Origin of the sequence: Paenibacillus sp. FSL R7-0210 (assembly GCF_038009085.1) — a bacterium.
GTDB classification, from domain to species: Bacteria; Bacillota; Bacilli; order Paenibacillales; family Paenibacillaceae; genus Paenibacillus_AQ; species Paenibacillus_AQ silagei.
This window is the reverse complement of the sequence record NZ_JBBPAR010000001.1, coordinates 6522697-6537658: the sequence shown is the minus strand read 5'-3', so window position 1 is coordinate 6537658 and position 14962 is coordinate 6522697. Positions and strand designations below refer to the sequence as shown.

The following is a 14962-nucleotide window of genomic DNA, read 5'->3' as shown; positions in this document are numbered from 1 at the left end:
TTCAATACAAGTTGGTTGTTTCATCCGGATCAGCTCTGATCCTGTCCGGGGACATCAAAGGTCATCTGGTATGTATGCTCAAGATCCTTCATTCCAGTAAGTTTCGCCGGACTCTTCATGAATTCCAGCCGCAGAGATTGCAGCTTATCCAACAAATAATAGCTTTCTGTAACCATCTTCATTTCATAGTCTGTAAACGTAATTGATGAAGTGCCTGGCTGCTGCCTATAGTCTCCCGTTCCAGTCTTGCTCCACCACAGGAATGGAGAACCGTACTTCTCATGGAATGATTTCATAAATTCCTTATTCTTAAACAAAGGTTCATCTGAATAAAAAGTGGCTATGGTTGTTAAGGGTGTCAATTGTAATTTCACTCTGATCTTGTGTCCGCCTACATTAAGCGTTTCTGGCGATGTGATGGTATGCGTCTCTTGCTTCCAGTAATTTGCCCTCACATCAAAGGTTGTCTGGAGTGCCGGAGACTCCTGAATGTTGGACTCATTGGCTGCCAGTGTGCGCAAATGGAACTCCACCTTAATCCTTGAGGGCAGGTCCGTCAAAGGAGTCGCGAACTTAAGTCTGGCAACCGCATATGCAATATGCGGCTCCGGGCTGCTGCTGCTGACCAGCGCGTGGGTCCGGCCGTTGATCACCTTGCCGGTAATACCATCCGTAATGATGCATTCTACAAAACGAGGATCACCGGAGAATAGTGACCTACCGCCGTCCACTTTCGCAGTATAGAAGATAAGGAATTGGTTCTTGTCTGCCATGAAGCCTGTCACTGTGACCTGGTAACCGTCTTGCTCAATCTCCACATTCATCGGCACCAGAAGATTATGCCTGATGGCATACTCCGTCTGTTGTTCATCTATGCTCGTTAACGGCACCAGTGTCTCCCCTTGCTCCGTTGCCGTTTCTACGCGTTCCCCCGCAGCAACGACTTCTGCATGCGTGCCAGCGGGATTGGCCTTAGTACCCGTGGTAGCAGATTTAACAGGCTCCCTAGAGGCACCCGTAAGCGTCACGATGCTAAGCAGAGCGACCAGAATTACAGCTGCTGCGGAGACGCGGTAGGAGCCTTTTTTGAAGGATTGAATCATACTGATTCTTCTTCTAATCTGTTGCCGCTGCTGCGGGTTAGAGAAATAAAGATGCCCCCTCCGCTCCCGGACTCGTGAGAAGCGCTTCAGGAACTCTACCAGAGTAAGCCCGTAATCAATTGCCTCCTCTTCTCCCAATACCTCCAGCACATAGGCGTCGCACGCAACCTCTCTATCGATCTTCATCCGCCGGATCGCCAGCCACATCAGGGGATTGAACCAATGTATCGTTGCGGCTAGGCTCCCTAGCAGGTTCCACAACATATCCCTCCGCTTGTAGTGGGCAAGCTCATGCGCGAGGATGTGCCGCAGCCGGGAAGCATCCAGTTCCCGCAGAGCTTGCTCCGGGACAAAGATCCATGGACGCAGGAGTCCTGACAGATATGGGTTGTTAGCGGAACCTCCGGTATAGATAGGTATCGCCCTCCTTATTCCAAACTGGCGTCTGGTGTCAAGAACCACCTGAAGAATCTCCGGGGCCTTCACTCGTCTAAGCTGCCTGCGTTCGCGGTGCATCCGCCGGATGTACAGGAGTCCATTCAACATCATAAACGCAGCACCCAGTAGCCAGATCACGGTGCCTATCTTCATCCAGAGCGGATAGCCTGCGGCTTGCGTAGAGCTGCGGTTAACGGCTGCCGCTCCATCCTCCTGCCGGGCTGTGTCTGTCTGCCCCTGTACATTCAGAGCGGTGTTATTAGCCGGATATGTAACCTTATCTCCCCCTCCCGGCGGAAGCTCCTGATACTCACCCTGAGAAGCCCCGATGTCCGACCCCTTGTCCAGGATAGTTGTTAACAAATGCTTACTATTGCCGAGAATATGCAACATGCTGACAGGGCTGTCCGGTACAGCAGGCAATAACAGTCGGGCGATAACAAGCAGCCACAGGAGGTAACGCACCCGGGCGTTGATGAATCGCCGCAGAACATATTGAATGAACAACACAGCCAGAATCACCATGCTTGCCGCCAGTGTCTGTTCTGCGATACCGGCAAACCATCCGTAGACCATATTCATTCCTGCTTACCTGAGTTGCCGCTGGTACCCTGCGACTTCTTCTCCCTCAGCAGCTGTTCGAGTTGTTCAATCTCCTGCTTGGACAGCTCGACATCCTCCAGGAAGCTGGTCACCATTAACTGGGTAGCCCCGCCAAATACGCGCTTCAGGAAGGAGCGGCTCTCGGCCCGGACACACTCATTCTCTGACACCAGCGGATAATAGAGATAGCTCCGGCCGGATTTCTCATACGCTATCGCGTTCTTCTTAAGCAGCCGGGTGACGAAGGTGCGCACCGTCTGCTCGCTCCATTCCACAGATGCAGGCAGGAGCCGGGTGATTTGTTCCGAGGTCAGCGGATGATGCTCCCAGATAATCTTCATAATTTCCCATTCAGCTTCCGAAATCTTCGGCGTTGTACTCATCATAACAGCTCCATTCTGTGGCGGCGGCATTCAATCTACAAGTGTAAATACAAGCTCTGTTCTATACATTACACTTGTAGATTTAATTTGTCAAATATGCCCTTATTGTCCCGCATTGTGATGAATGCACGCAAAACGACACCCAAAGTGGCTAAGTGACTGTAACCATAGCAAAAAGCACAAGCCAGCGGCTTGTACTTCCTGCTTTCTATCCATAAGAATACTTACTTACAGCCTACCTCTCACTCACTTGCAGTTAACAACCCCGCTGCCTACAAGCCCGCAATCAAAGCCTTAACCGAGCTGTCGCTCTCCAGCGCGCGGATAATCACGGCCACCGCTTCGGCGCGGGTAGCCTGACTCTTTGGCGCGAATGCTGAAGCAGAGATGCCCTTCACCAGATTAGCCGAAGCGGCCTGGCGGATGGCGTCAGCTGCCCAGTAGCTGCTGCTGACATCGGTGAAGCTCGCCGGGGTGCCAGTCTGAAGCGCACCGAGATTCAGCACACGGCCGATAATCGTGACCATCTCAGCTCGGGTAATGGTCGCCCCTGGCTTGAAGCTGCCGTCTGCGTAGCCGGTTACGATGCCTTTATCGGCCAATGCACCGATATAGCCAGCCGCCCAATTGGAGGCAGTATCCCCAAATTTAGAGGCAGCAGAAGTGGTACCCAGCCCGAAGGAACGGGCGATCATCGCTGCGAATTCAGCTCTGGTCACCGGTGCGTCCGGACGGAAGGAGCCGTCCGCATAGCCGCTGATGATCTGCAGCTTCACGGCTGTAGCGATGGTGCTGCTGCCCCAGTGGCCTGCGGTATCCTTGAAGCTGATGCTCTCATTCTTCGAAGCCGCAATGGCTTCAGTCACGGTCTTGTATACTGTCTCGCGGCTCACCACCCCGGATTGGAACGGATTAACTCCGCCCTGTGGCTGTTTCTCCGGTTCAGCAGGAGTAGTGCTGCCGTTCCCTGGTGTTGTGCCGGTGGTCCCTGGTACCGTTCCGGTATTTCCAGCCGGAGTACCCGGCGTTCCGCCCGGATTGCCACCGCCAGTTCCGCCGCTTGTCGTATCTGTAATACTAAGCGCAATCTGATCGCTCAGGTAGACGACCTGGGCTTTATATTTGCTTGGCAATCCTTCAACCTGCACGGAAGCAAACTGCCCGCTGCGCTGGCTGACGCCATGCGTAATGAGCGGAATCAGGCCGCTGCCTGGAACGTAGCTGTTCGCGAAGTTCACCTTCAGCTTCCCGTCAGCCTTCACCGCGCCCTCAACCTCAAGGATATCGTTTGCTCCAGTAAGGCCCAGTACAAGCGTACCTTCGGAGGCCTGGGTGAAGCTGCCGCCGATTACCATTTTACCGTAGACGTTCTCAACTACAGAACCGCCGGTATTCGTTACATTCCCTTTGCCGAAGGCTGTTGCCGAGTCTCCTTCCAGGACACCCGCGTTCACTTCAGTACCGCCGGAATACGTGTTGCTGCCTGCCAGCTTAAGCGTGCCTGTACCCTCCTTGGTCAGTCCGCCCATCCCGGAGATATCATTGCGCCAGCGGTCTGCGGCGTGGAAGCCGCCTTTCGCAGCGTCCATAGCTACCATTACATGCTCAGCAAATGCACCGTACCCGTCGGCAGCGGCGAACAGGTTCAATCGTCCCCAGCCTTCGGGATCATCCAACAGTGGATAACCGGATGGAAGTGCAGTTGTTACGAGAACTACTCTACGCTGGTCCGCACTCAGGTAAGGCAGGCGGGACTCCAGCAAGACCTCTGCTCCCTTAGGAGCAACAGCAGGCTCAGTCGTGGAGTGAATCTGCGGGAAGCCGTAGGTCAGTCGCTGGGTATACTGGGCCTTATTCTTCGCATAATCCGTGAACCGGTCTTCTGCGGTACCCGTCTGTGTGAGCAGCACTTCATGAGCCTGAGTATAGGCCGCCTGCTTCAATGCCGCATTGTCCGGGTCTGTCAGCGCACCTGCTGCGAAGGCCATGGCCGTCACTCGTCCGCCCATAACATCCAGCGGTGAGTGCATCCCGGCGACGACACGGTTGTTGCCCATCTCCGAGGCCCGGGTCATCAGCTCCTGGAAGCGCTCAGGTACGGAATACGCCAGAGCCAGGGCTGCCAGATAGGAAGCGTTGGTATGTCCGCTCGGGAAGCCGCCGTCTGTGGCAGGTGTACTGCTTCTCGCCGGCACCAGCGTCGGCACAATGACTGAGGTATCCTTCCAGCGGAATGGACGCATGTAGCTGTAGAATTTCTTGGCCTGGCTCGTTGAAGCATAATCACCGCGGATGATTCCGATCAGGTCCACCATTTTGCCCAAGCTGGAATTGGAATCGCCTGCCTTGTTACTGTCATTGCCATCATTGTATTTCACGGAAGTCGCATCATCTGGGATGCTGTTAATGGTCGTGTAAGTTCCTGACATCGAACGGTACAACTCAGACAAAGGTCCAAGGCCGTCAGCCGCTCCATAAGTCTGGTTCCGCCGGTCATCGTAATACGCTGCCTCCTCCTCTGCCGGAGTACGGGTCTTAGACAGATCCGCCACATATTGAATGTTGTAATCCAGCACACTGCTGTTCAGCTTCGTCCCGGTATCCCAAGTGGCGCCAGGTGTCCAGAGATCCAGGAAGCCGGAGAGAACTCCGATCGAGGGGTTGGAATACACCGCCATATTCACAGGTGTGTTATTCTTATAAGTATCTACGAAATGTCCCCAAGCCGGAGCAGCTGGCAGCTCAGTTAATGAATTACCCGTGGCCGCCTCTGCAGGATGTACCGCGATAGAATTCGTGAGGAGTACCAGACCTGCCGTAACAGACAACAGCTTTCTTTTCGACTTCAAGTTCAATGTGTCAGCCCCTATCTTGTTATTTTGATTGCCTGAATCGGACTCAATATAGCACCTGCCTCCATCGCCGCTCAATAACACAATTTCGCAATTCTATGATTTTGGGAACAATTCAGCTTTTTTCCGGCCATTTTACATGGATTTAACATGAATCCCGAACAGATTGGTGAGGGGCTAGTGTATAATCCGCCTGGGAGGAGAATACATCTTGCGAAAATGGAACTCTGCCTTTGCCGCCCTTGCCGCTTCATACATCTCTGTTGTGTTAGTCATTGTCCTCTTACTCTGCTCTGCCTTCTATCTGTATTTCTCGAATCATTATAAGGAAGAGCTTCAGGGCCGCAACCGGCTCATCCTTGACAATACCGCCCGTACCCTTGAAGCCTCCGTGCTTCAGCGGGTCCAGCAGATCTATCTGGAAGTCTCTCTGAACCAGCGGGCTGCGCTCCGTATGCTGCCAGATGCTTCACTTCCAACGAATCTCAGCAAGGTGAGCAGTCTCCAGGAGTCGCTAAACATGCAGGTATCCAATCATTCGGACCTGATACAAGCCGTACATCTATATGCTCCCAGGCAGCATCTCCTGCTGTCCTCGCTGTATGGGCTGAAATTCCGTGCGGACCAGCAGGCGGGTGCTGCCTACTGGATGGATTGGGTGAACGGCATGAACCTTAATTCCCGTAACAGCCTCTGGACGGAGGCCCGGTTCGTGCCGGACGATATCGTCTCCAGCATCCCCGGCGGCAGCGGCAGCCAGCTGATCACCTATGTGCACAGCTATCCGTTCCAGTCCCCCGGGGCAGCCAGTGAGCTGCTGATTGCCATTGATCTGAAGGAGAGTGCGCTGCGTGCCATTCTGCAGAATATGATGCCTGCCCGCTATCAGAGCAGCTTCATTGCTACACCCTCTGGCGGGATTGTAGCCGGCTCGAATCCGGATGCTGCGGCTCAGGCCGACTCCTATGCTGCCAGTATCTCGAATGCACTAGCCTCTCCTGAGACATCCGGGAACATGAGCCAGGAAATCGGGGGCAGCACCTACGTCATCTCCTATCAGGACCTGCCGACCACCGGGTGGAAGCTCTTCAGTGCGGCTCCGGCGAACCTGTTCTATGAGAAATGGCTCGTTGTCCAGAGGGTCATCCTCTCCCTGTGTCTGCTTGCTCTATTGGTAGGAATCTGTCTGTCCGGCATTCTGGCCAAATTGAATTACAGTCCGCTTAAGCGGCTGCTTCGGACTATTAAGGACCTCTACGGCCCGGGGCCTGAGGTGCCAGGAGTGCGGGGACAAGCCCTTAACGAATTCGGCATTATCGATTCCGCCTTCAACCGTCTGAACGACAAAGTGACCACACTGGAGGGAACGCTTGAGGCCAGCAGTCCGCATATCCGGCAGAACATGATCCTGAATCTCCTTCAGGACAGCCCTGCGCAAGGCAGCGTAACCGTAGATCCGCGATTCCTGGGACTCTCTCCGGACCACCGTCATTACTGCTGCCTGCTCCTCAACACCCGTGGAGCCTACGCCCGCATGAGTCTAAGCGGCTTGCAGGCAGCCATGAGCGGGATGACCGGGACGCTTGAGACGATCCGGCTTCACGGAATCCGCATTCTGGCCGAGGAGCTGCCGGACAAGCAGACGGTTGTCATTATCAGCGCGCGCGAAGCCTCCGGGACGCTGCTCGAACAGCTCTCGGACCGGATTACAGCAGCGGCGGAGCAGCATTTCCAGCTGAATATTCAGCTCTCGCAGGGCAGCTGGGTGGATGCCATCAGCCTTCTCCACACAAGCTACGCTGAAGCGCAGACCTTAATGAAATATGCTTATTTTCTGCCGGAGAGCAGGGTCTTGAAGGAGCGGGAGCTGCTGAAGAAGGAGCAGAGTCTTGACGAAATCCCGCAGCCGGTGCTGATGAGATTCAAGGATAAGCTGCAGACGCGTCAGCTGGATGAGACTCTGGCCGCGCTGGAGCAGCTGATAGCCGTCATGCGGGAAGGCAGCTACCCGGCGGATTATTGCCACTTCGTGCTGGCGAACACCGTATTTATGTACTCGGATTATCTGAAAAGCATCCGCTACACCCCTTCCGCCCACGGGCCTCTGGATCTGTATAACGAATATATTGCCCTGCCGGATATCCGGCATTTGCAGGAGTGGTTCGCCGCCTCCATCGGCACCTTCATTATGGAGACGCAGAAGCGGAACAGTGACCGTGCACTCTCGACCATTGAAGCGGCCAAGGCCTATATCGGGGAGCATCTGTCCGAGGATCTATCGCTGGATGCCGTATCTGCCAAGGTCTTCATCAGTCCCAAGTATCTAAGCAAGCTGTTCAAGGAAGAGCTGGGGATCACCTACACCGACTATATTACCGGCATACGGATGGAAGAGGCCCGGCGGCTGATTGAGAACAATAACATGTCGATCGAACAGATTGCCGGTACGGTCGGTTATGGAACGACTCCCTACTTCATCAAGCGCTTCAAGGAGATCTACGGCTGTACGCCGGGGAATTATCTGCGAACCGTGAATACACTGCCGCCGCAGGCGGAGATTAGCATGGGATAAGGAGGGTGCCTTATGTATATGTATAAAAGATTAATGCTCTTGCCCCTCCTGGGGCTGATCTGCGGCTGCAGCGGGCAGCCGGCTTCCCTCTCGTCTGCGCCTGGACAAGAGCTGCTGGATCCATCCGTTTCCGCTTCTGATTCTGCTGATTCTGTTGTTCCCTCTTCCTCTGCCCCGAAGCTCAAAATCTCCTGGACCATGCATCAGAATCTGCCGGTTGCGGAGGATGCCGTAATGGTGCGGGAGCTGGAGCAGAAGTTCAAGGTAGATCTGGAATTCTGGAATCTGCCGAATAACAAATATGAATCCCTGCTCGACCAGAGGCTGGTGCAAGGCAGCATTCCCGACCTGTTCCGGGTCCGGCAGACCCAGGATCTGCTGAAGTACCAGCAGCAAGGCGTGCTCGCCCCTATTCCTGAGGAACTGCTGAACACCTACGCTCCCAATATTCTTAAGGCCATCCGTGAGAATGCACCCGCCTATCAGCAATATGGCCGCATTAACGGGTCCTATTATGGCATTCCGGTCATTAATCCTACCAACATCTATCGGGTCCCTGTGGTCTACCGGCAGGATTGGCTGGACAAGCTCGGCCTTAAGGTGCCGGATACCTTGGCCGATTTCGAGAAATTCATCTATGCGGCTACGAACGAAGACCCCGACGGCAACGGTATCCGGGACACCTACGGCTTGTCGCAGGAGGGCATGAATGTTGTCTTCGGCGCGTTCGGGCAGATGGTCTTCACGGATCAGCTCTACTTCAGCCGGAAGGATCAGGGACTGGTTATTGGCGCTCTGGAGCCGGATATGCAGGAAGCGCTGCGTTATCTCCGCAAATGGTACCGGGACGGGGTCATTGATCCCGAGTTCATCACCGGGGAGAATAGCGGAGGCTACAAGCATCTGTCGCACGCCTTCATTAACGGACGGATCGGCATGACCTCCATGGGCAATTATTATCACTGGACACAGGCAGGGGATTATACAGACTGGAGACTGGATGACCAGAAGGCAGCCAGGCTGGTTCCGGTAGAAGCAATGTTTAACGTCAAGGAGTTAACCGCGAAGCATCCGCTGGCTAAGATCGCTTTCGGGCGGCCCTTCAGCGGTCCGGACGGCAGACGCGGCTCCAAAGCCTACGATATGCTGATGAGCTTCACCGCCATTGGCGCGGATGCTACCCAGGAGCCGGGCAAGCTGGAGAAGATCCTCCAGCTGCTGGACTACGTCAGCGCAAATCCTGACCCCGATGAGGCGGCATCTCTGCAGTATGGTATTCAGGGGACACACTGGGACTGGGCCGGAACGGACAAGAAGGACATCATCCTGCTGCCGCCGTATAACCATATGTACAGCTACCAGAATACGATCGGCGCGGGAATCGGCATGACCCTCCCTATCCTTCCTGCCGGCCGGAGTGAGCAGTGGGCGGCAACCCTGGGGCTGGATCACGACGGCATCTATAATGCTCTGGAGGTAGCTACGCCCTCTCTGATCAGGAACAGCCCTGGGCTAATTAACCTAAGAGACCAGGCGTATATTGCCTTCATCACCGGGGAGCGTCCGCTTGAGGAATTCGGGGAGTTCGTCGAGGAGTTCCTGGCGGCGGGCGGAGCGGAGGTACTGGCGGAAGCAAATGAGTCCTATAAGAAGCTTGATCCATAACAAAATCTTCCTACCGGGATGAATAGAATTACCTTCGCGCGAGCACAATGTATGCTGTTTTCCACATACATTCGGGCCATGCGCCTGCGAGTCAGCACAATGTCTCCACAGCCCCCTAAAGAAGTTGGAGTCCTCCCCCACAAAAATGTAGACTAGATATAGGAGGAGGATGAACGGTATGGGACACTTAACAGGAACAAGAGAGAAGGCAGCGCAAGAGGTGTTGTCTGGCATTAAGGCAGCGGTGGTTGCCCGAAAGTATGGGGTGACCCCATCGACGGTGAATCAGTGGGTGAGGGACTACCGAGAGGCCCATGGGGAACAAGATCATCCGTATCCCCAGGAGCAGGTGGAGGAACTGAAGCGCCTCCTGGACGTGGAGCAGAAATACGAGAAGGCCGTCAAGATCCTCGGCGAAAAGGAGTTAGAGATCGAGATTCTGCGTGAACTGCTAAAAAAGCCAACCCCTGCTTATCCGAAAAAATCGAGGTAGCCGACATGTTCATTAAGCAGGGGAATACCGCAGCGTTGGTACTACGTCTCGTGGGTCTAGCAGAGTCTACGTATTACGACCGTAAGAAACGCAAGAAGCAGGATGCACAGGCCGTACCCCAGGGGCGCGGAAGACCCGTACCCGGCTATTCCCTGACCGAGTCTGGAGAGAAGATTAGCGACGAGGAAATCCAGGAATGGCTGCTGGAATTAATCGCTGGAGAGGAGCACGTGTACGGGTACAAACTGCTGGCCAAGTGCTTGTGGAACCAGCACGGGCTGAGGCTCAATCACAAGAAAAGCTACCGGCTGTGTCAGGCGCTGGACATCTTGCAGCCCCAGCGTCAGAAACACTTTAAGCATCCCCGGAAACTGCCCGAGAACCGGGTCATTACCGGGCCGGGCCAGCTCTGGCAGATGGACATTAAATACGGGTACGTGGCAGGCCGGGACCGGCATTTCTTTGTCCTGAGCATTATCGATGTGTTTACCCGGGTCATCGTGGGCTACCACCGCGGATCGTCCTGTGAAGCGAAGCACGCCTGCCAGACGCTGGGACGCGCCATGGAGCAACACTGTGCCCCTGGCAGCACGCGCCCGGTGATCCGAACCGACAACGGCCCACAGTTCGTCAGCCATCTGTTTGGCGACATGTGTGAAAGCTGGGAAATGACCCATGAACGCATTCCGCCTCGAACGCCGGATTTAAATGCTTTTATTGAATCGTTCCATAGTAATATCGATCGGGATTTGTTCCGCAAAGAGGCCTTCGACACGTTCGAAGAGGCCTATGAAGCAGTGGACCGGTACATGGACTTTTACAACAATCGCAGAATGCATACGAGCCTTCGGAACATGCCGCCAGCTACCTTTGCGGAGTGGGTCCAGACTCTAGAAGACCGCTCCCGCTTCTTCTGGCCGAGAAAAAAAGCGAAATAAAGAGCATGTCTACGACAAGTGCTGATTTTATACGGAGGACTCCGGGATAAGGGGGTCGCACCGATGTATGCTGTTTTCCACATACATTCGGGCCATACGCCTGCGCGTGAGCACTTTATATGCTGTTTTCCACATACATTCGGGCCATGCGCCTGCGTGCGAGCACAATGTATGCTGTTTTTCACATACATTCGGGCCATGCGCCTGCGAGTCAGCACAATGTATGCTGTTTTTCACATACATTCTGCCTTTAACTGGTGAAATCAGATACACTCCTGCTCCTCCCGGCGATCCGTCAGCCACATTCAGCAACGACGAATCATTCTAAATAGAAGGATCATGTATAGCGTGCAGCATATAAATTCTATATTTGAACAAAAAGGTGAGCAAGAGGCGAGACTGTAGTCTCCTCTGTTGCTCACCGGACTTGGATTCTTATTGTGCAGAGTCTCCTGACAGATCCGACAGACCGGGCAGCTCCCTGTGCCGGTTCCGCGGATGCTCCGCAAGCATGGAATCGAGTAAGCCCCGAACCGCAGGATGAGAGGACTGCAGGAACTGCTCCTTGCTGTCGTTATATTCCACTATCTTGCCCTGATCCATGACAGCCAGTGCGTCTGAGATCATACAGGCGGCCTTAATATCATGGGTGATGAACAGATATGACAGACCGAACGCAACCCGCAGCTCCCCCAGCAGCCGCAAAATATTCGCCTGGTTAATCATATCTAAACTACTAACCGCCTCGTCCAATACGATGAGCTTCGGCTTCAGCGCAATCGCTCTGGCGATATTGATCCGCTGCAGCTGTCCTCCGCTGAACTGGTAGGGCTGCTTCTGCATGTCTTCCGCGCTTAGTCCGACACACTCCAGCAGCTCACCTACCGCCCGCTTCTGCTCCTGAACGCTCAAGGACTCGTAATTGGACAGCGGCTCACCAATAATCTGCTCTGCTGTCATCCGGGGGTTCACGGCAGAATAACAATCCTGGAAGACCACCTGCAGATCGCGGCGGATGGTCCTGCGCGCCTGCGGGCTCAGCTTATACAGATCCTGTCCCTGAATCAGAACTTGGCCCGCGCGGGGCGGCTCCAGCCCGAGAATAACCCGGCCCAGTGTGCTTTTACCGGCTCCGCTTGATCCCAGCAGCCCCAGGCAGGTTCCCTCCTCTATATGAAGAGACACGCCGGACAACACATTATCCTGCTTCGCAGGACGCCTCCACCGGCGGGATGCAGCATAGGTATGGGTAACTTCCCTGACCTCAAGCATGTATTCTGCCGCTATTCCAGTCATAGCTGGCCCCCTAACTGCGGACTAAGCTGAAGCAGCGGCCTTGCTGCCAGCAGCTCCCGGGTGTATTCATGCCGGGGATGATCGAATAATTCGAATACATCGGCGGTCTCAACAATCCGCCCGTGGTGCATAACCGCAACTTCATCAGCCAGCTCCGCAATGACGCCGAGATCATGGGAGATCAGCAGAATAGCGGTCCCATGCTCCTGCCGCATCCGATCCAGCTGCCGCAGCACCTGGAGCTGATTGGTCACATCCAGAGCCGTAGTAGGCTCATCGGCAATGATCACGGAGGGCTTCAGGCACAAGGTGAGCGCCAGCATCACCCGCTGGAGCATCCCGCCGCTCAGCTCATACGGATACTTTCCCAGCAGCGCTGCGGGATCGGGCAGATTCACATCAGCCAGGGAGCGGATCGCGCAGGCTCTGGCTTCTTTTTTCCCCAGCTTCACATGTGTACGGATCGACTCCACGAATTGCACGCCGATGGTGTACACCGGAGAGAAGGCTGTCATCGGATTCTGCATAATCAGGGCAAGACTACTGCCGCGAAGCCTACGCATGTCCTTCTCCGGGAGTCCGTTCAGCTCACGGGTATGCAGCCGGATACTGCCTTCGATCACACTCGTCTGCCGGTCCAGCATCTGGAGGAGCGCCAGCGATGTTACGGTTTTTCCGCTGCCGCTGCCTCCCACAAGACCCAGCACACGCCCCGGCTTCAGCTCCAGGTTAACATCCTCTATGAGGGGCAGATATCCTGCCGCTGTCTCCACAGATACCTTCAGATCCTTCACCTGCAGCACATATTCCGCTTGTTCCATGATTCGCTCATTCCTTCTTTCAGGAGCCTCGTTTGATCCCGTACCGTTCAGACAGCGCCTCGCCCAGCAGATTAAACGAAGCTACAACCATAATAATCATCAGGCCCGGATAGAGCATCAGCTCGGGATGATTGCGGATGAAGGATTTCCCTTCGTTCAGCATCGCCCCCCATTCCGGTGTAGGCGCCTGGACGCCCAGGCCCAGGAAGGACATCGCGGAGATATCCATAATCGCCCAGCCCATCTCAAGTGTCCCAATCACCACAATCGACGGCAGAATATTGGGAATAAGGTGCCTGCTCATGATCTGCCAGGGGGAAGAGCCGCTGATCCGCGCTGCCGTGATGAAATTCCGCTCCTTCAGGCTGACAATCATATTCCGGAACATCCGGGCGAAGTACACCCACTGCACCAGCATCAGAGCAATAACCAATTGAGACAGGCCCGGCCCCAGGATCCCGATCAGACCGAAGACCAGAATCATACTGGGAAAAGACATAATGCCATCGCACAACCGCATCAGCGCAGCATCCAGCCACCCGCCGCTGTACCCCGAAACCACTCCTGCGAGCAATCCCACCCCTAAGGAAGCGGCAAAAATAAGCGAGGCAAAGCCCAGCGAGATCCGTGTTCCATACAGCAGCCTGGATAGATTGTCCCGGCCCAGCTGATCTGTCCCCAGAAGATATTCCCACGAGGGCGGACTGAGCTTCGCTGCCAGGTTCACCCGTATCGGGTCATGCGGTGAGATCCACGGGGCCAACAGGCCAGCAAGACCAAACAGGATCAGCAGGCTGCAGCAGATCATGATCACTCTCTTGCCTTTTAAACGGCTGCTTAAGTTATTCATCCTTGGCTGGCCCTCCCTTTACGCGCAATTCGCGGGTCCAGGAACAGCTGCAGCAGATCGGCTATCAGATTGCTCCCGGCAATCACACAGACCGAGAGCATGACATAGCATTGAATCACCGGAATGTCACGGTTAATGATCGCTTCAATGAAGTACCGGCCGAAGCCCGGCCAGGAGAATACCTGCTCTACGATAATCGCTCCTGTCAGCAGCTTCCCCAGATTGATGCCCAGTCCTGTAATAAGCGGTGCTATGGCAATTCTCAGCACGTATTTATACAGAATCACACGTTCCTTAATCCCTCTTGCCCGGGCATACCGGACATAAGCCTCCTTCAGCTCCTCCAGAACGGTCGTCCGCAGCAGGCGCGCGTAGATGGCAATCAGCCAGAGTGCCAGGGTAATAGACGGAAGAATCAGGTGCTGCACAGACCCTCTGCCCTCCACAGGCAGCCATTCCAGCTTAACCGAGATGAAGAACATCAGCAGATAGCCGATCCAGAAGACCGGAACACAGGCGCCGATATAGGCGAATACCCGGATCACATGATCCAACAGCCGGTTTTTGTAAATCGCCGCTAGCACCCCAAGCGGGATGCTAACCACCAGCGCCAGCACGATACTGGCGGACGCAAGCTGAAGCGTTGCGGGCAGCTTCTGGGCAACCTCTCCCCATACGGGCATATTGGACAGGTAGGAATGGCCGAAATCCAGCCGGAGCAGCCGGCCTACCGATTGAACATATTGCGTCAATAGCGGCTGGTCCAGCCCGAATTCATGCCGCTTGGCGGCCAGCACTTCATCATCCGGCTGGATATGGGCCGCTGCCAGATAGGCTTCAGCCGGGTCCACCGGCCCCACCCGGATCATCACGAACATCAGCAATGAGGAGAACAGAATGATGGGGATGATCGCCAGCACTCTTTTTCCGATATATACGCCCACTTAG

At 54.9% G+C, this 14962-nt stretch carries 11 protein-coding genes; 4 read left to right on the top strand and 7 right to left on the bottom strand.

Going from position 1 to position 14962, the window contains the following annotated elements:
• Positions 1-29: 29 nt before the first annotated feature.
• The 3 genes from MKY64_RS27690 to MKY64_RS27680 form a co-directional block, all read right to left on the bottom strand.
• Positions 30-2117, bottom strand: a complete 2088-nt coding sequence (locus MKY64_RS27690; RefSeq protein WP_340956967.1) for a M56 family metallopeptidase — start codon at positions 2115-2117, stop codon at positions 30-32.
• A gap of 2 nt (positions 2118-2119) precedes the next feature.
• Positions 2120-2527: a BlaI/MecI/CopY family transcriptional regulator gene (locus MKY64_RS27685; protein ID WP_076161349.1), complete on the bottom strand. Its 408-nt coding sequence runs from the start codon at positions 2525-2527 to the stop codon at positions 2120-2122.
• Positions 2528-2799: 272 nt separating this feature from the next.
• On the bottom strand, positions 2800-5382 hold the full coding sequence (locus tag MKY64_RS27680; RefSeq protein WP_445671709.1) for an S-layer homology domain-containing protein: 2583 nt from the start codon (positions 5380-5382) through the stop codon (positions 2800-2802).
• Positions 5383-5590: 208 nt separating this feature from the next.
• Between MKY64_RS27680 and MKY64_RS27675 the strand changes: the two genes are divergently transcribed.
• The 4 genes from MKY64_RS27675 to MKY64_RS27660 all read left to right on the top strand — a co-directional run bounded on the left by MKY64_RS27675 (position 5591) and on the right by MKY64_RS27660 (position 11047).
• Entirely contained in the window at positions 5591-7951 is a 2361-nt protein-coding gene (locus tag MKY64_RS27675) for a helix-turn-helix domain-containing protein (protein ID WP_340956966.1), read from the top strand.
• Positions 7952-7963: 12 nt separating this feature from the next.
• On the top strand, positions 7964-9616 hold the full coding sequence (locus tag MKY64_RS27670) for an ABC transporter substrate-binding protein (protein WP_340956963.1): 1653 nt from the start codon (positions 7964-7966) through the stop codon (positions 9614-9616).
• Positions 9617-9794: 178 nt separating this feature from the next.
• On the top strand, positions 9795-10109 hold the full coding sequence (locus MKY64_RS27665; protein WP_339313306.1) for a helix-turn-helix domain-containing protein: 315 nt from the start codon (positions 9795-9797) through the stop codon (positions 10107-10109).
• Between the two features lie 5 nt (positions 10110-10114).
• Entirely contained in the window at positions 10115-11047 is a 933-nt protein-coding gene (locus tag MKY64_RS27660) for an IS3 family transposase (RefSeq protein WP_340951753.1), read from the top strand.
• Between the two features lie 435 nt (positions 11048-11482).
• On the opposite strand, the gene nikE is transcribed toward MKY64_RS27660, so the two are convergent.
• The 4 genes from nikE to nikB are packed head-to-tail and all read right to left on the bottom strand — an operon-like array spanning position 11483 to position 14958.
• Positions 11483-12319 carry a nickel import ATP-binding protein NikE gene (gene nikE / locus MKY64_RS27655; protein ID WP_051478244.1) on the bottom strand — a complete coding sequence of 279 codons (837 nt, stop codon included), beginning with the start codon at positions 12317-12319 and terminating at the stop codon, positions 11483-11485.
• Between the two features lie 20 nt (positions 12320-12339).
• On the bottom strand, positions 12340-13164 hold the full coding sequence (locus MKY64_RS27650) for an ABC transporter ATP-binding protein (RefSeq protein ID WP_340956960.1): 825 nt from the start codon (positions 13162-13164) through the stop codon (positions 12340-12342).
• 19 nt (positions 13165-13183) lie between these two features.
• Entirely contained in the window at positions 13184-14014 is an 831-nt protein-coding gene (gene nikC / locus MKY64_RS27645) for a nickel ABC transporter permease subunit NikC (protein WP_340956958.1), read from the bottom strand.
• Positions 14011-14958: a nickel ABC transporter permease gene (gene nikB / locus MKY64_RS27640; RefSeq protein WP_036728006.1), complete on the bottom strand. Its 948-nt coding sequence runs from the start codon at positions 14956-14958 to the stop codon at positions 14011-14013. Before nikB ends, nikC begins: the two co-directional genes overlap by 4 nt.
• Positions 14959-14962: the final 4 nt, after the last annotated feature.

Bases quoted from the DNA above. Each gene is read 5' to 3' on its own strand.
- MKY64_RS27690 (WP_340956967.1), bottom strand. From the start codon at position 2,117: ATGGTCTACGGATGGTTTGCCGGTATCGCAGAACAGACACTGGCGGCA.
- MKY64_RS27685 (WP_076161349.1), bottom strand. From the start codon at position 2,527: ATGAGTACAACGCCGAAGATTTCGGAAGCTGAATGGGAAATTATGAAG.
- MKY64_RS27670 (WP_340956963.1), top strand. From the start codon at position 7,964: ATGTATATGTATAAAAGATTAATGCTCTTGCCCCTCCTGGGGCTGATC.
- MKY64_RS27665 (WP_339313306.1), top strand. From the start codon at position 9,795: ATGGGACACTTAACAGGAACAAGAGAGAAGGCAGCGCAAGAGGTGTTG.
- MKY64_RS27660 (WP_340951753.1), top strand. From the start codon at position 10,115: ATGTTCATTAAGCAGGGGAATACCGCAGCGTTGGTACTACGTCTCGTG.
- nikE (WP_051478244.1), bottom strand. From the start codon at position 12,319: ATGCTTGAGGTCAGGGAAGTTACCCATACCTATGCTGCATCCCGCCGG.
- MKY64_RS27650 (WP_340956960.1), bottom strand. From the start codon at position 13,164: ATGGAACAAGCGGAATATGTGCTGCAGGTGAAGGATCTGAAGGTATCT.
- nikC (WP_340956958.1), bottom strand. From the start codon at position 14,014: ATGAATAACTTAAGCAGCCGTTTAAAAGGCAAGAGAGTGATCATGATC.